Annotated in this window: 10 protein-coding genes; 3 read left to right on the top strand and 7 right to left on the bottom strand. The window is 60.5% G+C overall.

Annotated features, from left to right (window positions below; genetic code table 11):
- The first annotated feature begins 32 nt into the window (after positions 1 to 32).
- On the top strand, positions 33 to 7,592 hold the full coding sequence (locus BJ917_RS08210; RefSeq protein WP_121103034.1) for a type I polyketide synthase: 7,560 nt from the start codon (positions 33 to 35) through the stop codon (positions 7,590 to 7,592).
- A gap of 8 nt (positions 7,593 to 7,600) precedes the next feature.
- Complete coding sequence (locus BJ917_RS08205) at positions 7,601 to 8,950, top strand: aminotransferase class I/II-fold pyridoxal phosphate-dependent enzyme (RefSeq protein WP_121103033.1); 1,350 nt, start codon at positions 7,601 to 7,603, stop codon at positions 8,948 to 8,950.
- A 253-nt stretch (positions 8,951 to 9,203) separates the two neighbouring features.
- On the opposite strand, the gene BJ917_RS08200 is transcribed toward BJ917_RS08205, so the two are convergent.
- The 7 genes from BJ917_RS08200 to BJ917_RS08170 all read right to left on the bottom strand — a co-directional run bounded on the left by BJ917_RS08200 (position 9,204) and on the right by BJ917_RS08170 (position 17,915).
- The gene (locus BJ917_RS08200) at positions 9,204 to 9,662 is read right to left on the bottom strand and encodes a transposase (protein ID WP_121103032.1); all 459 of its coding nucleotides are present in this window, start codon (positions 9,660 to 9,662) and stop codon (positions 9,204 to 9,206) included.
- Between the two features lie 568 nt (positions 9,663 to 10,230).
- Positions 10,231 to 11,682, bottom strand: coding sequence for a capsule biosynthesis protein (locus tag BJ917_RS08195; RefSeq protein ID WP_121103031.1), 1,452 nt, complete (start codon positions 11,680 to 11,682; stop codon positions 10,231 to 10,233).
- Positions 11,683 to 11,693: 11 nt separating this feature from the next.
- Entirely contained in the window at positions 11,694 to 12,305 is a 612-nt protein-coding gene (locus BJ917_RS08190) for an N-acetyltransferase (protein WP_121103030.1), read from the bottom strand.
- Positions 12,298 to 13,824, bottom strand: a complete 1,527-nt coding sequence (locus BJ917_RS08185) for an LTA synthase family protein (RefSeq protein ID WP_121103108.1) — start codon at positions 13,822 to 13,824, stop codon at positions 12,298 to 12,300. Before BJ917_RS08185 ends, BJ917_RS08190 begins: the two co-directional genes overlap by 8 nt.
- Before the next feature lie 28 nt (positions 13,825 to 13,852).
- The gene (locus tag BJ917_RS08180) at positions 13,853 to 14,629 is read right to left on the bottom strand and encodes an SDR family oxidoreductase (protein WP_121103029.1); all 777 of its coding nucleotides are present in this window, start codon (positions 14,627 to 14,629) and stop codon (positions 13,853 to 13,855) included.
- Positions 14,626 to 15,852 (bottom strand): capsule biosynthesis protein, encoded by a 1,227-nt coding sequence (locus BJ917_RS08175; protein ID WP_121103028.1) that lies wholly within the window; start codon positions 15,850 to 15,852, stop codon positions 14,626 to 14,628. The genes BJ917_RS08180 and BJ917_RS08175 overlap by 4 nt, the downstream gene beginning before the upstream one ends.
- 32 nt (positions 15,853 to 15,884) lie before the next feature.
- On the bottom strand, positions 15,885 to 17,915 hold the full coding sequence (locus BJ917_RS08170; RefSeq protein ID WP_121103027.1) for a capsular polysaccharide biosynthesis protein: 2,031 nt from the start codon (positions 17,913 to 17,915) through the stop codon (positions 15,885 to 15,887).
- 453 nt (positions 17,916 to 18,368) lie between these two features.
- On the opposite strand from BJ917_RS08170, the gene BJ917_RS08160 reads away from it, so the two are divergent.
- Positions 18,369 to 19,301 (top strand): SIS domain-containing protein, encoded by a 933-nt coding sequence (locus BJ917_RS08160; protein ID WP_121103025.1) that lies wholly within the window; start codon positions 18,369 to 18,371, stop codon positions 19,299 to 19,301.
- Positions 19,302 to 19,444 lie beyond the last annotated feature (143 nt).

Raw genomic sequence — 19,444 nt, 5'->3', positions numbered from 1 at the left:
AAAAGGGCCGGGTATAAAAAGGGCTAGTCGTAATGCGTAAGAAAGTTGCAATTATAGGGACGTCGTTCCGTTTTCCAGGCTCTACAACTGCAACTTTTTGGCCGCACCTGCTGGATCGACAGAGCTTTATTACCCAAGCGGATTTTTCCCGTTGGTCCAAGGACGAGTTCCTGCACCCGGACAAGGCAAACCCTGCGACGTCCTATACGTTTGCTGCCGGTTCCCTGGGCGATATTTCGACGTTCGATGCCGGGTTCTTCAATATTTCTCCTCGTGAAGCGGCGGTCATGGACCCTCAGCAGCGTCTGTTGCTGGAACTTGGCTGGGAAGTGTTCGAGAACGCCGGCGTCAAGCCGTCGAGCCTGCGTGGCAGCGATTGCGGTGTTTACCTGGGGATTGCCAGTGTCGACTATGGGTATCGCCTGGCGCATGACATGTCGACGGTCGATGGCGCAACCGCTACCGGTAATACCTTCAGTATCGCCGCCAACCGGTTATCTTTCTTTTATGACCTGCAAGGTCCGAGCATGGCCATCGACACGGCGTGCTCTTCTTCCCTGATCGCCTTTCACCAGGCTTGCCAGGCCATTCAGAACGGCGATATAGGGCAGGCGATTACCGGTGGTGTCAGCCTGCATCTTCACCCGTTCGGTTTTCTGATCTTTGCCAAGGCATCCATGTTGTCGCGCACGGGGCAATGCCATGTGTTCGATGAATCCGCCGATGGCTATGTCCGGTCTGAAGGCGCGGGGCTGTTCTACCTGAAGGATTACGACAAGGCGATCCAGGACGGTAACCAGATCCTGGCCGTCGTTGCCGGCAGCGCAGCCAATACGGATGGGCGAAAGTCGAGTCTGACCGTCCCGAGTGCGACGGCGCAGATTGCCCTGATGAAGCAGGCCTATGACGTCGCCGGCATCGATGCGGCGGACATCGACTACCTGGAAGCTCACGGTACGGGCACGCCAGTGGGCGATCCGATCGAAAGCCGGGCCATCGGTGAGGCACTGGGGCAGCAGCGCCCTGTGGATAAGCCACTGCTGATCGGTTCGATCAAAAGCAACATCGGGCACCTGGAAGCCGCCTCGGGTGTTGCCGGTTTGATGAAGGCGTTGTACTGCGTGGTCGAACGCAAGGTACCGGCCACCATCGGTATCAAGAAACTCAATCCAAACATTCCGTTCGCTGACCTCAACCTCAGTGTGGTCACCGAAACCCAGGCGCTCAAAGCCGATGGGAAACTGGTGGTCGGGGTCAACTCCTTTGGTTTTGGCGGGGCCAACGCCCACGTCATCCTGGAAAGTCCGCCACCTGTGCCGCAAGCGCCGAGCCGGCAAGGGCCGACGGTGCCGCTGATGGTCACTGCCAAGGACAGCGCAGCGCTTGCGGCTCAGTCCGAACAACTCGCGCAATTTTTGTCCGGGCCAGAGTCGGCCGACCTTTACGACGTTGCCTACCAGTCGATCTTTCGACGCGAGTTGCACCCGCAACGGGTCGTGGTGTTTGGCACACAAGCCCTGGGGAGTGCCCAGGCACTGTTGGACTTCGCCACTGAGCCGGGCGTTCCGGCGTTGTCGACGGTGCTGGAAAGCGGCCGTGCCCTGGATCAGGCAAGCGTACCGGTGTTCGTCTTCTCCGGCAATGGATCGCAGTGGCAGGGCATGGGCAAGTCATTACTGGCCGACCCGATTTTCCATCAGGCGGTTGCCGAGGTGGACGCCATTTTCCAACCGCTGTCCGGTTATTCATTGATTGGCGAACTGGCGGGCGAGCAGGGTGATGACCGTTATCATCTGACTGAATTCGCGCAACCTGCACTGTTTGCCTTGCAAGTGGGTGTCACCCGCATGCTGGCCGAAAAAGGCGTGGTGCCGGTGGCCGTCATTGGCCACAGCGTCGGTGAAGTCGCTGCCGCCTGGGCATGCGGTGCCCTGACGCTGAGCGATGCCACACGTGTGATCTACCATCGCAGTCGCCTGCAAGGCTTGACCAAGGGCTGTGGCAAGATGACGGCAGTTGGTTTGTCGGGTGCCGACACGCTGAGCCTGTTGCGAACGCTCGGCCTGGACGGCGAGCTGGTGGTCGCGGGTGAGAACAGCTTCAAAGGCGCAACCGTCGCCGGTCCGGTACCTGCGCTGGACGTTCTGGAGCAGGCGTTGACCGAGCGTCAGGTGTTCGTCCGTCGCCTGGCGCTCGATTATGCGTTCCACTCGCCAGCCATGGAGGTGATTGCCGATCAAGTCATCGACGTATTGAGCGATGTCGTCCCGGGGCCTGCCCGTATCCCGATGTATTCGACCGTGGCCGGTGACGTGCTGGCCGGTGAGCATCTGGACGCTGAATACTGGTGGAAAAACATTCGGTATCCGGTGTTGTTCCAGTCCGCCAGTGAAGCGCTCGCCAGGCAGGGCTACAACGTCTTCGTGGAAGTCGGGCCACACCCGATTCTGCGTGCCTATGTGGCCGATGCGCTGGCCAGCCAGGCGCTGGAAGGCGTTGTTATCCCGACGGTGCTGCGCGGTGAAGAAAGTCCGCAGCTGATCGATCGCACACTGGCTAAAGTGCTGATTGCCGGCGTCGACATCGATCTGCAATGCCTGTTTCCCCACACCGGCCGGTTCGTGCAGCTACCCAACTACGCCTGGCAACGCGAGCGTCACTGGCATGTCGATACGCCCGAGTCTTCCGGCAACCTGAGCCGCAACCGCGTCCATCCGCTGCTGGGTTACCCGCTGCCCGAGCATGAGTTCACCTGGGACAATCGCCTCGATACGCAACTGTTTCCGTCACTGGGCGACCACCGGGTGGGCGACTCGGTGTTGTTCCCGGGAGCCGGTTTCACTGAAGTCGTGCTGGCCGCTGCCTTGCAGTATCAACCCGGTGAATTCGTAGAAATCGAAGAGCTGGAAATTCATAGCCCGCTCTTGCTCCATGCGGATTTCAGTAAAAAAGTCCGGGTGATGATCGACAGCACCGATGGCGGCGTTTCCATTGTGTCGCGCAGTACAGCCCAAGCTGAGCCGTGGGTGCAGCATGTGGTCGCCAGGCTTCCGGGCGAAGCACACGGCGGGCTGTTGGCTTGCACCGCACCGGTTTTGCCTGCGCGCGCCCCCGATTTCACCTCGGCAGAACACCTGGCCCTGACCTGTGCGGTCGGGCTCAATTACGGTCCGGCTTATCAAGCGGTCGAGGCCGGCTGGATCGAGGGCAGCCAGGTGTTGGCTCGGTTGACGATCCCGGCGCCGATCGAGACTGAACTCGCAACGCTGAATGTGCACCCGGCCTTGCTGGACAGTGCTTTCCAATTGATCACTCAACTGCTGCGCGAGGACGTCGGTCGTCGTCAAGACCTGGCCTTTATCCCGGTGAAACTGGGGCGCATCACCTTCGCTGCCGGCAGTCTGCCCCCTTGCCTGGCTCAGGTGAAACTGGTGCGGCGCTCGGAGCATTCGTTGCTGGCGGATTTCACCCTGTACGACGTCCATGGCCGCGCGGTCATCTTCATCAAGGATGCTCGTTTCCGTGGTGTGCGCCTGCACAAGGATCGCAGTGGCGACATCAAGCTGGTGGATTTTGTCGGTGTAGCCAAACCCTATCCCGCCCGTCAACGCACAGTGCCATTGCCGGCTTCACGGCTGGAGGCGCAACTTCGTCAGCACCTTTGCGCTCTCGCGGATGATCCCGTGCAGGCCCGTTATGCCGATGAAATCGACCCGTTGCTGGACGGTCTGTGTGGCAGTTTCCTGCTGGAAGCCATCGAAACGCTCGGTGGCGAGCTGTCTCTGCAGCAGCATGCCGACCGGGAAGCAGGCCACTATCTTGACCATCTGCTCCGGCAAGCGCAGGAGGATGGCAGCCTGGTCGCGGTCGGCGACAAGCGCTGGCAGCTTGTCGATCAGGGCGAACGAGCCCGTGCGCAAGACATCTGGCAGGCACTGTTCAGCGGTTATCCCGAACACTTCCAGATCATTCATTCGGTCGGCCGGATCGGCATGCACTTGCCAGAGCTGATCAGTGGCCAGGTGAGTCTGGCGCAACTGCTGCCGCGGGAAACCACGCCCGCCGTATTGACCCGCATGGTCCTCGGTGCCAGCGGTCACCACGCGTTGCTGGGCGGCCTGCGAGAACACATCGCCCAGCGGTTGGACGCTCTGCCGGACGGGCAACGCCTGCGTATTCTTGAGCTCGGTTTCGAGGGTGCACCTCTGGCGACGGAGTTGTGTGTCGGCCTGGATTTCGATCGGGTCGATTATCAATACGTTGCGCAAAACATTGAAACGCTGTCGATGCTCCAGGCGGACTTCCCGGATCTGCAGATACGGGGTCTGGAGGCGTCCGAACACATTGCACCGACGCCGGCGAACCGCTTCGATTTGGTCCTCGTCGCCACCGACCTGGCGTCGCTGGACGCCATCAGCCAGGGCTTGCAGCATGGCGCCGCACGGTTGTGCGCGAACGGTGAGTTGCTGCTGCTGGCACAACACCCGGCACGATGGGCTGATTTCACCTTCGGCGCCGAGCCTTCCTGGTGGCTGGCCCCGCAGGGGCAACAGGCCCTGTCGGTGCAACAGGCACCGGGATTCTGGCAACAGGAACTGCAGCGTCATGGCCTGAAAGTCTCCGAGCCTCTGGAGTTCATTCCGGACTCGGCGTCCGGGAGCTATCTGTTGGTGGCCACCGAGGACTGCGCAAAGCCCCACGCGACGGCCGCCGGGCATCCGTCTCAGAGCTGGTTGCTGATTGCCGACGGGCAAGGTCCGGAAGGACCATTGACCCAGGCACTGGCTTCACTGTTGCGCGAGCAAGGCCAAGAGGTTGCCCTGCTTGAACCGGGCTCGGCATCGGTGCTGGCGCAACAGCTGCGTGAACGCCCCGTTGCGCCCCAACACATTGTGATGCTGGCCGGGTTGTTCGCACGCCACGGGCTGGATGCGCAGGCTGAGCGCTGCATGCTCGCCGCAGACATCACGCAAGCCTGTGAATCGGCCGGCGTCGCTGCCGATTGCTGGTTGCTGACCTCAGGCGCCGCCGTCCATTTGCTGCCACAGGGCGCCCGTGGGGAAACGACGGTGGACGGTATTGCCGATGCGGCCTTGTGGGGTTTCGGCCGGACCTTGGCGAATGAAGCGGTCGGCTGCCGTGTCCGTCTGCTCGATCTGGCGACGGGGGCCGGTGTCGAGGCGCTGGTGCCGGCATTGCTCAATGCTGATGAAGAAACCGAATTGGTGGTCAGCGCGGCTGGCGATCGATACGTCGCAAGGTTGCGGGTCCAGCCCGACGAGTTGCCACGTCCGGTGTCGCTGGATGCGCCGGCGCAGGTCAGGCTCGGCTTCGACTTGCCGGGGCAGTTGCGCAATCTGCGCTGGGAAACACGAGCACCGCTCGTTCCGGCTGACGATGAACTGGACATCGAGGTTCAGGCCACCGGTCTGAACTTCCGCGATGTCATGTACGCGTTGGGTCTGCTGTCGGATGAAGCGATCGAAAACGGTTTTTCAGGTCCGACCCTGGGCTTCGAGTTTGCCGGTGTGGTGCGTGGCAAGGGCTCGTCGGTTGAAGGCGATTTCCAGCCGGGCGATCGTGTCGTCGGCTTTGGTCCGTCGAGCTTCGCCAATCGCCTGGTCACCAACGCCAACGCGGTGGCGCGCATTCCTGAAGGCATGTCTTTCGAGGCGGCGGCGACCATTCCGAGTACGTTCTTCACGGTCTATTACGCCGTGCATCACCTGGCGCGGCTTGAACCGGGTGAGAAGATCCTGATTCACGGTGCAGCGGGCGGCGTCGGTATTGCCGCAATCCAGATTGCCAAATGGTGCGGTGCCGAAATCTACGCCACGGCAGGCAGCGATGAGAAACGCGATTTCCTGCGCCTGATGGGCGTCGAGCATATCTTCGACTCGCGTTCGCTGGCGTTCGCCGATGACATCCTGGCGATCACCGATGGCCGCGGCGTGGACGTGGTACTCAATTCCCTGGCGGGGGAGGCGATCAATCGCAACCTGCGGGTACTCAAGCCGTTTGGTCGTTTCCTCGAACTGGGCAAGCGCGACTTTTACCAGAACACCAAAATCGGCCTGCGCCCGTTCCGCAACAACATCAGCTATTTCGGCATCGACGCCGACCAGCTCATGAGCGAACGCCCGCAGCTGACCCGTCGGCTGTTCAGCGAAATGATGGCGTTGTTCCGCGAAGGCATCCTGGCCCCATTGCCCTATCGCGCCTTCGATGCCAATGAAGTCGTTGAAGCGTTCCGCTACATGCAACAGGCCAGGCAGATCGGCAAGATCGTCGTGACGTATCGCACGCCAATCCGGGAGACGGTCAGTGCATCGGTCTCGCGCTCGCAGGTGTTGATGCTGGAGGCGAACGCCACTTACCTGGTCACCGGCGGGCTCAGCGGTTTCGGTCTGCGCAGTGCGCAATGGCTGGTGGAGAAAGGTGCCCGCCACCTGGTTCTGCTCGGCCGTCGCGGTGCCGCGACTGAAGAAGCGCAACCCCTGCTGACACTGTGGCGCGAGCAGGGCATCGAGGTTCAGGCGCTGGCCTGCGACATCACCGACGCGGCACAGTTGGCGTCCGTCATGACGCGTATTGAAGCAAGCGCCCGGCCATTACGTGGCGTGGTGCACGCGGCAACGGTGTTCGACGACGGCTTGATCCGCAATCTGACCCGCGAACAACTGCAACGCGTTCTGGAGCCCAAGGCCAAAGGCGCGCAATACCTGCATGAATTGACGGCACATCTGCCGCTGGACTTCTTCGTGCTGTTCTCTTCGGCCACGACCTTGTTCGGCAACCCGGGTCAGGCCAACTACGTCGCCGCCAACCATTGGCTCGAAGCGCTGGCGCGTCATCGCCTGGCGTTGGGGCTGCCGGCTACCAGCGTACTCTGGGGGGCCATTGACGATGCAGGTTTCCTGGCGCGCAACCAGGACATCAAAGACGCCCTGCAAAGCCGCATGGGTGGCGCTGCCTTGCAGTCGCAAGCAGCCCTGCAGACCCTTGAGCGCCTGCTGCTGCAACGACGTTCGGGGCTGGGCGTGCTGGAGCTGGACTGGAAAGCGCTGTCGCGATTCCTGCCGGCTGCCGGTTCGCCCAAGTTCAGTGAACTGGCCAGGTTGCACGGGGGTGAGCAGGACGAAGAAAGCGATGTCGACGATATCCAGCGACTGCTGGCAGAAATGGATGACCCCGAGCTGATCGAGCTGTTCAGTGAAATGCTCAAGCAGGAAATCAGCGAAATCCTGCGTTTGCCAACCAGCAAGCTGGACGTCACGCGACCGCTTCAAGAATTGGGCCTGGACTCGCTGATGAGCGTCGAGCTGGTAGTGGCCGTCGAGGAACGATTCGGTGTTCGTCTACCGGTCATGGCGCTGAGCGAAGCATCAAGCATCGATAAGATCACCGTTCGAATCCTTGAACTCCTGCGCGGCAATCAGGAGAGCGATGGGCAACCGGATGCGGGAAATGCGCAGCAATCGCTGGCGAGCGATACGCTTTCCCGTCATGGGGTCGACATTAGCGCTGGCGATATTGCGATGAACGATGGGCTCGACACCCGGGTTTCAAAACCCTCACGTTTGATTGATTGATCTGAACCATGACCAATAGAACCACGTCCGGGCTTGCCACTTCGATGAAGGACAAGCTGATCCAGCAAGCCCTGGAGCGGCGCATGCGCAAAAGCGGCGACGGCGCTCCAGGCCCCTCGCTGGAAAGCATCAAAGGTACCCGGCGCGAGGACTTCGGGCAGTTTTGCCGATTTGACCAGCACCCTGGCTATCAGCATTTGCGCATCATGCTCGACGGCGCCGCGCGATTTGGCCTGGTCAATCCGTTCTTCAAGCAGCACGACGGCCTGGCGGGGGCCGAAACCGTCATGGGCGGTAGCCTCTACGTGAACTTCGCGAGCTATAACTACCTGGGCTACTCAGGACACCCGGTTGTCGTCGAAGCTGCCAAGGCGGCCATCGATCGTTTTGGGACCTCGGTTTCGGCCAGCCGCCCGGTGTCGGGTGACCGGCCGATCCATCGCGAGCTGGAGCAGGAGTTGGCCCGGCTCTATGAGGTGGACGACGCTATTACATTCGTCAGCGGTCATGCGACGAACGTGACCACCATCGGTTATCTGTTCGGTCCGCGGGATTTGATCCTGCATGACGAACTGATTCATAACAGTGTTCTCCAGGGTATTCAGTTGTCCGGCGCCCGGCGCCTCAGTTTTGCCCATAACGACTGGGAGGCGGTTGACCGGCTGCTGAGTGATCAGCGTCAGCATTTCGAGCGGGTGTTGGTGGTGCTCGAAGGCATCTACAGCATGGATGGCGATTTCCCGGATTTGCCACGCTTCGTCGAACTCAGGAAAAAACATCAGGTGTTGCTGATGGTCGACGAAGCGCATTCGCTGGGTGTCATGGGACAGACCGGCAAGGGCATTCGCGAACATTTCGGTCTGGCCGGCAGTGACGTGGATATCTGGATGGGCACCTTGAGCAAAAGCCTGGCCAGTTGCGGCGGCTACATCGCCGGTGAGTCGGCGCTGGTGGAACACCTCAAATTCCTGGCGCCGGGCTTTCTCTACAGTGTCGGCATGCCGCCATCGGTGACGGCGGCAGCTTTGGCTGCGTTACGATGCCTGCCAGAAGATGGCGAACGCGTCGCCACCTTGCAGGCACGTGGCAGGCAGTTCCTGGAACTTGCTCGGGAAGCGGGCCTGGACACCGGCACCAGCACCGGCCTGGCGGTTGTTCCGGTCATCACCGGCAGCTCACTCAAGGCGACCCAATTGTCCAGCGCATTGTCTCGTCGCGGCATCAATGCCCAACCCATCCTGCATCCAGCGGTCCCCGAGAAATCGGCGCGTGTACGCTTTTTCGTGTCGTGCCTGCACACCCCGGAACAAATCGCCGAAACCGTCGCCATTGTTGCGCAGGAACTGCAAAAGCTATAAGTCGAGCAGCCGAATGTTCGGGGCAAGGGTGCCGTCCAAAAGGTGAGGGTGTGAACGTTCTTGTAGGAGCTGGCTCGCCAGCGAAGGCGACCGTGAGTCATGCGGCGCCAACGAAAACGTCTTCGCCGGCAAGCCGGCTCCTACAGGTTTGGTGTGGTCCACAACATCATCGTGTGTACGCATTTATGTAGGAGCTGGCTTGCCAGCGAAGGCGGCCGTGAGTCATGCAGTGTCATCGCAACGCCTCTAGCATCTATAGCCATATGGCATCCCACAGCGAATAGTCATGAACACGCTTGACCAGGCCCGCGCGCAACGGGTTGGCGATGATGTAGCGGGCCACGGCCAACAGATTTTCTTCACGGCGAATGGCGCGATCGTGGAAGCCTTTTTGCCAAAATTGGCCTGAGCGACCCAGGTAGGCATTGATCTCTCTCGCGCTGCAAGATTTGGTTGTAAGCATCAACCTGGGCAGCGTGCTGTTCTGGAGTTCGACCAGCCAGTGAAAATGGTCGGGCATTACCACCCAGGCCAGCGAATCTGCCCGTCCTTCTGACTTGGCCAGACGAAATTGATCCACCACCAAACGTCCCGCTCGCCAATCGCGGAATACCGGTTCACGCAGGTGGGCCACGGCAGTGAGCAGGTAGATTTGTCCAGACTGGGAATATCGGCCGGCGCGCAGTTGATTAGCGTGGGAGCGAGTGGGCAATCCTTTGCCCTCCTATAAAGGTGGAGAAAGGTAAGGCTAGTGCGCAGATGATTTGACGTCGTAAAAGTTTGGGTCCTGATGTGTACGGACCGCAGCCTTCCCCGGCAAGCCGGCTCCTACAGTTTGGGTGTCGTTCACGACATCATCGTGTGTACGCATTTGTGTAGGAGCTGGCTCGCCAGCGAAGGCGGCCGTGAGTCATGCGGCGCTAATCGAGACGCCTTCGCCGGCAAGCCGGCTCCTGCAGGTTGGGTATCGTCCACAACATCACCGTGCGTACGCAGTTGTTTTGTAGGAGCTGGCTCGCCAGCGAAGGCGGCCATGAGTCGTGCGGCGCCAATCGAGGCGCCTTCGCCGGCAAGCCGGCTCCTACAGGTTGGGTATCGTCCACAACATCATCGTGTGTACGCATTTGTGTAGGAGCTGGCTCGCCAGCGAAGGCGGCCGTGAGTCATGCGGCGCCAATGGAGACGCCTTCGCCGGCAAGCCGGCTCCTACAGGTTTGGCGGCCGTGAGTCATGCGGCGTCAATGAAGACGCCTTCGCCAACAAACCGGGTCCCCCGGGTGTTACAGAGAGAACATGCCTTTGAGATAGCGGCGCACTCGCCGATAGCGCGGGCAGTTGTCGAGCAGGCCTGGGCGAGGTTGTGCTTGGTGCTCCTGCGCCTGCTCCTGGCTGCAGGGCATGCCGCGGACGTGCTGCAGTTGTTGTTCATCGTCGTCATTGCGTTTGAGGGTCAAGCTGGCTGTTGCGCTGCCCGGGGTGATGCGCCACAGCGGTACACCCTGTGCTGCGGCACGTGACGACAGATCATGTGGTTCATGGTCGCTCCACACCAATACCTTGCCGTTTTCGCCCGCCACTGCCGTCATCAGGTCAGCACTATTGCGGGTGAACTTCACACGGCCCCAACGGCTATCGAGCAAGCGGCGGACTGCCGGTTGCCGGCGCCGGGGCACGCCAAGCACGGTCAACGCACCTGCAAACTGACTGTCCTGTTGCTTCTGCCGGGCCAGTTGCCGGGCCACGGTCATCACATCGCAGCGTTGGTCGGTCAAGGGGTCTACATAGCGGCAATAGCGAATGTAGGCGGCGGCAACCAGTTGCTCCAGCGTTGGCCGGGCCTGACGCCGCGGGATCGGCAAGCGATCATCGGTCAGTCCCCAACCCGCGTAGAACGGCAGCCCGAAACACGTCACCGACACGCCCTGAATCAAGGCTTCCAGCCCGGCCTGGCTGGTGCCGACATAAACCCGTTGCGCGCGGCACGCCAGGGAGGCCCAGGACACATGACGATTCTCCAGCGCCACACCCCGTGCAAGGGCAGCGTCGAGCAGGCAGCTTTTCTTGTGGCCATTGAGGCAGTCGGGGTGAATCCGCACCCGTACGTCCGCGCCGGGGTTTTCCGCCAACGCCGCATCGAGCATGCGGATGAAGTCCGCTTCACAAAGCCCGCCGCCAGGAATGGAAAAGTCGCCGTAGGTCTGGTCCACCACCAGGATCAGCGGCTTGTCACGGCCCAGGGCGTCGTCCTTGCTCAAATCCGGGGCGTTGTTGTATTTGCCGATGCCGCTGCTGCGCATCAGGGCAATCAACGACCGGGCGGTTGCCAGCTCCGCAGCGGTCAGGGTGTGCGGGGTTTGCAGGATGTTTTCCAGCAACGACGGTCGATCGGCCAAGTAATGGATGCCGATGGGATCAACCACCATCGACATCGGGGTATCGCCTTCGACCCCCAATGACGAGGAACGCAGAAAACCATCCTCCAGCGCCACATAGGGAATGCCCCAGCGTTTGCACAGCACCCGGGCATGGTCGGACGAACTTTTGTAGCCGATCCCGGAAATTGCCTTCAACCCTTCGGGCCGTTGATGACCGCGCCGCCACAACCAGTGTGGTGGGCCTTCAGGGTCAAGAAACTCGCCCAGATGAAAGACTTTCCACATCACCCATTGCGACATGATGCCCACCCAGCCGGGGCCTTCCACCAGTGAATCAAGGGGGACTGATCGACTCATCTCTTCAAGGCTCATGGTTGGGATGTCAGCGAGCGGCGCATGTTGATCACCGCGGGGAAGGGTAGAAGGCGGCCCAGCCAATTCACTGGCGTGGCCCGGACCCGGCTGAAGCCCAGTTGCTCATAGAGCCGTCGGGCCCGTTGATTCTTCACTTGGACCTCCAGTGCTACCCGGTCATGACCGGCTTGCCGGGCCTGGTCAAAAATCGCTGCCATCAGCGAACGGGCAATGCCCTGATGACGTGCGTGCTTGATCACGTGCAAACCATAGAGATAAAAGCCGTAGTACGACTCCCGGCCTTCGATAATGGCGAACAGCAGGTAGCGCAGTGCGCCCCGCAACCGGCCGAACTCGCGCAGAAAAGGCCCGGCACCGGGCGAGAAAGGCCCGCGCCGATGGTGCTTGAAGGCGGCATAGCCAAGGGGGGTACGATCGCGGTAGGCGATCAGCACCCGGTCCCAGTTGATCGACCCGGCCAGCAGTCGATAGCGGCAGGCTTCATCGCCGAGCAAGAAGGCCAGGGAGCTGCGACCCGAAGTGATCATCCGCGCGATCGATTCATCAGGCTCCGGCAAGTGGGAGCCGAGGGCGATCTGCAAAGGGGCGGTGTCGATATCAATCATGAGTTACGGTCTGGGCCCGGTTCGCTTTCCTGACGGATGACCGGGTGCTAACCGACTGCTCGACGAAGGCCTTCGCCAGCTGCTCCACAGCCATTGTTCGGGGCGCATTGGAGGAGCGCGCCTGATTGGACCAGATGAAGTAATCGGTATCGCCATCGGGTGCGCCCAGTGCGGTATACACCTGCGGGAGAATCGGCACGTGGTCGCCAAAGAAACACAGCCCGGTCGAGGTCGGGCTGGCCAACAGGTACTCGCGCAATTTTCCGAGCATTCGGTCGGCATTGCTCAGGTGGCGCAGATAAGGCGCCAAGTCACGCATGCCGTCCAGTAATGGACGATCGAACCAGTTTGGCAGCTCCGCCGCTTCCACCTGCTCCAGATGCAGCGGTCCATGGTTTTCCATCGTCACGGCGTGGATGTACAAGGGCTGGGTGCGGGCGCTGTCGTCGAGCAGCTCGATGATCTTGTCTGCCACGGCACAATCGCCAATGAACGGTCCGGCTTTTTGCCCGTCATTGAAGCTGCACACGTCGATGAACTCATCGAAGCCCAGTGCCGGCAGCACGCGATCACGGCCGTAGAAACTCCCCGCGTAAGGGTGAACACACACGGTGCGATAACCCCGGCGTTTCATCTCGGCGGCGATGCTGGGCAGCCCCTGACGAGCCAGGTGGCGGTACGGATTGAAGCGATGAACCCCCAACGTGTCACCGGCAATCCCGGTCAGGAAGGCGAACTCGGTGCGTACGGTATTCGCGCCCCAGGCCGCGACCTGCAGGCGACCATGGGCGCTGGCTTCGCTACGTAGCACATCGTACTGACTCAGTACCTGCTCACGGATGCCGGGCCACAATCTTCGAATGTCGAAAAACGACTCGCTCTGCACTGAGACCAGGTCGGGCAGGGCGACGTCGGACGGGGTGCTGACCGCCTGCGGGTTGAGTGCAAAAGGCGAGTGCAAGGTGTCGATGGACACCTTGCGTCGGGCGGCCCGGAAGTAGGTCCACAAACTGGCGGCCAGACCCCATCGGGTCAGGTCCAGACTGGCATCGAAGCTGGGTTGCAGTGGTTTCCAGCCCCCGGCAATCAGCAGCACCAACGCGCTGGCCAGTGCCATTGCCCCTACGGACACCGCATCGGTAGTGGCCGCTTCGAAATACAGTCCGCAGGCCAGATAGCCGACAAACGCCAGCGCCAGCACGATCGTTTTGCCAATGCCGAAAAAAGGCAGGTACAGGCGCGGAAAACGCACCGCATCACTGAAGTATTCAAAGTCGGCGCAGACAAAGGGTTCGCGCAACGAGTGGTACTTCGAATTGCTCACCAGCACGATCAATAGCCACAGGGCCAGCACATTCACGGCACTGAAATACGGGCGCCCGGTCATGCCATACAGCAGGGCAACCGAGAACAGCCATGCACCGGCATGCAGCAGCCAGCTGCGCAGCGGGCGGCGCAAGACCGGCCTGGGGATCAGCATCGCTTCGATGATGCAGGAGAGAAGAAAACCGCCAGTCATGACCCAGCAGAAAGAACTGTTCAGAAAATCAGGCACTGTAGTCCAGCCATCGCAAAATTACAGACGACATCCGCGGGGGAATGACACTCAAGGCCCAGCATCCGAGGTTCAGGGGGAAGGGGAAGCTGATGCGTGGCTGGTTGGCTGCAAGGCCACGGCGAATCCGCTGTGCAGCCTTGTCCGGGTTCCACAGCAGCGGTTTCGGCCCAGGCATTTCAAAACACATTTTCGATTCGACATAACCCGGCATGATCACGTTGATCCGCACGCCGTCAGCAGCGACCAGATCGCGCATGGCTTCGCCGTAAGCCTTCATCGCCGCTTTGCTGGCGCTGTAGCTGGGGGTGACGGGCAGTCCGCGCCAACCAGCGAGGGAGCTGAACAGCGCGATCTGGCCATGTTTGCGCGCGCGCATAGCCGGCAAGGCCGCCTGCACGGTCGCGATGGCGGCCATCACGTTCACTTCGATCAAGGCCTGGGAGTGTTCCCAGACTTCATCTTCCGCGTTCGGACCGGTGGCCGTATTGACGCCGGCACCGACGATGATCAGGTCCGGCTGCTCGGTTTCGCTGATGCGGGTGATCCATTCGCGCACCGCCACCAGATCCTGAACGTCGAGCGCATGGAGGATGACCCGCGCACCGGCGGCACGACACTGCCCGGCCATTTCTTCCAGGCGCTCGGTGCGTCGGCCTTGCAGGATCAGGGTGACGCCCGGCGCCGCATAGGCAGGCGCCAGTGCACCGCCGATGCCTCCCGTGGCACCGGTGATCAGGATGCAACGTGGTGTTTTTTGCAGCGTCATAGGTAGCGTTCAATCCTGGAGGTTTTGGCCATCAACACTTCCAGCGAGTTGTTCACGGCCATGTCGATACCGCAGCGCGTATAGAAGCCGCCATTGACCTGCGTGGTGTGAATCACGGTGCTGCGAAAGCGCTGGAACAGCGTGGTGTCAGGCGGTTCCGGCGTGTGCCAGAAATCGTCGAGGCCGCCCTGGTGGGTCAGTCCCTTGAGGTTATAGATCGGGTCGCTGAGGGCGATGGTGGGCACGTTGTGCATCAGCGATGAACCGCCCACGGTGCTGTTGACCGTGATCACACCCGCGACGTGGGACAGCAGTGTCGGCAAGTGGCCGCTTTCGAGGAAGTCCACGCGATCGGCGATGCCGAGTTTGTGGGCAATGCGCAGGGTGATCCGGTGGTAGTTGACGATGCCCGGGGTCAGGGGATGATTCTTGACCACCAGGCGCGTATCACTGCCGGCATGGCGGGCGAACGAACCCATTACATGCTTGAGCACATCCTTCATGTGCTTGAACGGCGAGTGATCACGGATCTGCGCATCGCTGTCCAGTTGCAGTGGCAACAGGAAGGTGCGATGGCGATTGCGCGCCACTTGACTGATCACCTCCGCATCGCGGCCTTGGGCGCGGGCCAGGCGAATACCCTGGCGAATGTAGCCGGCGTACTCCACCGCCGCGTTGAAGGGCGCGTGGGTTTTGTAGTGGGGGAACACCACTTTATTCAGTGCACTACCGATGTGATACATCACGTCGTGAAGGGCCCGGGAGGCAAAGGACAGGTGGAACGGATTGCCATTCTGATAACGCGGGATGTACTTGCCCACTTCCCGATACCATTCCGGATCACGGGGCAGCAGCGAGTGATTGTTCACGCCGTTGCGCTCAAGCGTGATCCAGTAGGGGCGGAAGTAACCTTCTTCGAACACGTGCACACGAATGCCCAGCGACCTGGCCAGTTCCACCGCCGGCTGATGCACCGGACGGCAGTCACCGAACAGCACCACGTCGGTAATGTGGTCCGCCCTGAAGCACTGGCTGTAAAAGTCCATCAACTGCTCGGGGCGCGCCGAATAAAACACTCGCGCACCGCTGCCGTACAGGATGTCACCCATGTTGAAGTTGACCGACTTGACCCACTGTCCCTCGGCCCGCAGTGCCTGGATCAGGCGTGCGAAAAACGGCGAACTGACGCCCTGCAGAAACAGGAATGAGTTGCGCGGTTTCACCGATACCGGACGTTGGGGGCGCTCGACAGGAACTACGAGTTTCTCATGCGCGGTTTCAACGCGGTCAGGAACAAACGCTGAATCATCTCTCGCCATGTTGTAGTTCTTCCTTGTGTGCGTACTTCATCCCAGTTCTGGATCTCTACTAATGTGCGTTCGGGGGTGGTGAATTTTCGGGTAATGCGGCTGACATAGGTCGGGTAGCGGATCAGGGTCGCGGCGACCAGCTCATCCAGGGTAAGGCGTCGGGTGCGGCGTGCCAGGACTTCGGGGCTCATGTCCTGATCGCGGGTCAGGCCCCAGCCGGCATAGAACGGCTGGCCGTAGGTGGTGACCGGCACACCGCGCAACAAGGCTTCAAAGCCAGATTGCGAGGTCAGTACATGCACCTCGTCGACCTCGGACAACAGTTCGTGGAAAGGCACATCGCCGACCACCTGATTGCACCAGTCGCTGGTGCGTTCTTCGTTTTCGCCCGCCTCACGGGTGCCCGCCAGTACTTCGGGGTGCGGCTTGTACAACAGCCAGGCCAAGGGATGGCGCTCGCGCACCGCCTTGAGCAAATCAAGATTGCGCCGGATCCGATGAGCGCCGTACCGAATCGAGGCGTCGGACTCGACCTGGCCCGGAACCAGAATCACTTTCTCGACACCGGCGGGACGTTTCCACGAGGTGCCAGGCAAATTGTATTTGGTGACACCGGCGGCACAGATCGCTTCACGCAGCGCCGCTGCCCGTTGCAACAAGCCCGGGTTGCACGGTTCGTTCTGCAAGAGGTGTTCGAGGCGCGAAGGGCGGGTCGCGTCGTAGTAAATGCCCAGGTCATCAAACACCCAGGACAGCGGACGGGTTTTTTTTGCGCCCAGGCCGACGGAGCGCAGGAAACCGTCTTCGACGCGGCCGAGGTGCTTGCCAGATTTCTTGGTCAATGGCGTGTCGTGCTGACACCCCCAAGTAATGACCGCCGTTGAGGCGCGCTGACGGGAAAAACGCCCCTGGAAACGAATGGACGAACCACTGAAAAAATCCAGCACTAATGGCTGTTTCCATTTGCTGAAGCCGACCATCCGCAAATCTTTCGGCAGCCGACTGCGCATCCGCCGTTGCAAACCAAGCCACGCCAAAACGGTCTCCGGCTGACAGGGCGCACCCGTTTCCGGATCGACGTAACGTGGGTACTCCACCAGCGCGGCATGCAGCAATTGTTCAAGGTTGACGGGGCGGCGCCGCGCAGGGGCGGGCAGGGCATCGGTGGTCAAACCCCAACCGGCATAGAACGGCATGCCAAAGGTATGCACGGGTACACCCCACAACAAGGCATCGAAGCCCAGTTGCGAGGTCATCACATACACAGCCTGAACGGCAGGCAGCAGCTCGGCCGGGTGAACGTTGTCGCTGATCAGATGAACCCGTGGCTGTTTGCGCAGCGCCGCCAGGTCAAAGTGACCCTGCTTGCGCCCGGCCACCACGTCCGGGTGAACCTTCACCACCACCGTGCACTGTGGATGCCGGGCCAGTGCGGCCTCGAGCATGCGCTGGAAATCAGCGACAGTAGCGCCCTGCAACGACGCATCGCCGCGGGTCTGATCGGCCACCAGCACGCAGGGCTGCGGCAATACGCAGGTTTCAATGCGGGCGCCGTTGTATTTGGACACACGCTCCTCGCACCAGCTCGCCCGTAACGCACGGGCGCGCAGCATCTGCGCTTCTGTCAGCGGTTCGGGAATCAGTTGTTCCAGGCGAGAAGGGGCGGTGGCGTCGTAGTAGATGCCCAGCGGGTCGACGATCAATGACAGTGGTGGGTCTTCGACGCCCAGACCTACCGAGCGCAAAAAGCCGTCTTCGACGGTGAGCAGCGGCAAGCCAGCCTCTCGAGCAACGGCTTGGGCGCGCAATGCGCTGGGTTTGCGCCCCCACGCGAGGACTTCATCGGCCTGGACAATATCGCGCACCGTTCCACGCAGCAGCCGATACTCGGGCAGCAAGGCGCAAAGGGTGGGGATTTGTTGCGCACCTTTAGACAAAATCAGCAAAGAGCGACGAGGTGTAGCGGCATTGTCCATAAAAAACAGCAGATATCCATAAACGAGCGCACTCTTTTGTCAGTCACGAATCAGTACGTGCCTGAAGAAAATGCTCAATCAAATGTGGCGTAAATGATAATACAAATGGCCAACTGCCATTCACCAAAACGCCCCTTTTCTAACAACTTTTTCACAAAAAATGTGATTTTTTTAAACTTGACAGTTGTAGGAAACTGACTTGTCCGATGAGCGGTCAGGACGAGCCGTTCAAGGCGCTTGACTATCAAACCGAATCAAGAAACGGCCTCGCACATTGTAGGAACTGGCTTGCCAGCGAAGAGGGCGTAACAATCGCCGACAGACATCAACGCAAGCGCGCCCACAAACTCACGCAGCGGCTCCAGCTTGCCGCGTCCGCGATATCGACATTCCCTCGCTGGCAATGAGCCGCTAACATACGCGCCCCCAAAATCAAGGAACGATAACGTCCCCATGAACCACCTTCCCATCGCCAAAGAAGCGCTGTGCGCCCAGGCACAAGCCATCAGTCAACTTGCAGAACGCCTGGATGGTGAGTTTCAACGTGCTGTTGAACTTATCCTTGGCTGCAAAGGCCGCACCGTGGTGTGTGGAATGGGTAAGTCCGGTTTGATCGGGAAAAAGATGGTCGCGACCTTCGCCTCCACCGGCACTCCAAGTTTCTTCCTGCACCCGGCCGAAGCCTTCCACGGCGACCTCGGCATGCTCAAGCCGATCGACGTATTGATCCTGATCAGCTACAGCGGCGAAACCGAAGAGCTGATCAAGCTGATCCCGAGCCTGAAATCCTTCGGCAACAAGTTCATCGCCATGACCGGCAACGGAAAGTCGACCCTGGCCAAGCATGCGGATATCTGGCTGGACATCTCCGTCGAGCGGGAAGTGTGCCCAAACAACCTGGCGCCGACCACTTCGACACTGGCAACCATGGCCATGGGAGATGCACTGGCCGTGGCGTTGATCGAAGCCATTCAGTTCAAGCCGATGGACTTTGCCCGTTACCACCCCGGTGGCAGCCTGGGTCGAAAGCTGTTGACCCGCGTCAGCGACGTCATGCACTCGCCGGCACCGGTTGTTACGCCGAATACCAGTTTCCATGATTGCCTGATGGTAATGACGCAAAGCCGCCTGGGCCTGACCGTGGTCATAGACGAGAGCAAATTGGTCGGAATCGTCACCGATGGCGACCTACGTCGTGCCTTGCTGGAAACTGAAGAAGTGGTACGGCAAAACGTCGCCAGCTTCATGACTGCCAACCCGCATACCATCAAGAATGATGCTCAGTTGTCGGAAGCTGAGGCCTATATGCTCGACAACAAGATTCGTGCGTTGGCTGTCACAAATAGCGATGGCACTGTAGTGGGGGTGGTTGAGATTTTTGACTGATAAAGCGAACCTCCAATGTCCGGGGTTCTTGCGACCCCGAACTATAACTTTACCCAAGAAGGCGGTAAAAACCGAATCCCCATTAAGCTAAATGAGGGTGGAATAACCTGTCTCGTGAAGTTGAGAGTTCTAAAATTTCACAA

It is taken from the genome of Pseudomonas sp. WPR_5_2 (assembly GCF_003634475.1).
Classification (GTDB): Bacteria; Pseudomonadota; Gammaproteobacteria; order Pseudomonadales; family Pseudomonadaceae; genus Aquipseudomonas; species Aquipseudomonas izuensis.
This window is presented reverse-complemented; position numbering and strand designations above follow the sequence as displayed.

Bases quoted from the DNA above. Each gene is read 5' to 3' on its own strand.
- BJ917_RS08210 (WP_121103034.1), top strand. From the start codon at position 33: ATGCGTAAGAAAGTTGCAATTATAGGGACGTCGTTCCGTTTTCCAGGC.
- BJ917_RS08205 (WP_121103033.1), top strand. From the start codon at position 7,601: ATGACCAATAGAACCACGTCCGGGCTTGCCACTTCGATGAAGGACAAG.
- BJ917_RS08195 (WP_121103031.1), bottom strand. From the start codon at position 11,682: ATGAGTCGATCAGTCCCCCTTGATTCACTGGTGGAAGGCCCCGGCTGG.
- BJ917_RS08190 (WP_121103030.1), bottom strand. From the start codon at position 12,305: ATGATTGATATCGACACCGCCCCTTTGCAGATCGCCCTCGGCTCCCAC.
- BJ917_RS08185 (WP_121103108.1), bottom strand. From the start codon at position 13,824: ATGACTGGCGGTTTTCTTCTCTCCTGCATCATCGAAGCGATGCTGATC.
- BJ917_RS08180 (WP_121103029.1), bottom strand. From the start codon at position 14,629: ATGACGCTGCAAAAAACACCACGTTGCATCCTGATCACCGGTGCCACG.
- BJ917_RS08170 (WP_121103027.1), bottom strand. From the start codon at position 17,915: ATGGACAATGCCGCTACACCTCGTCGCTCTTTGCTGATTTTGTCTAAA.
- BJ917_RS08160 (WP_121103025.1), top strand. From the start codon at position 18,369: ATGAACCACCTTCCCATCGCCAAAGAAGCGCTGTGCGCCCAGGCACAA.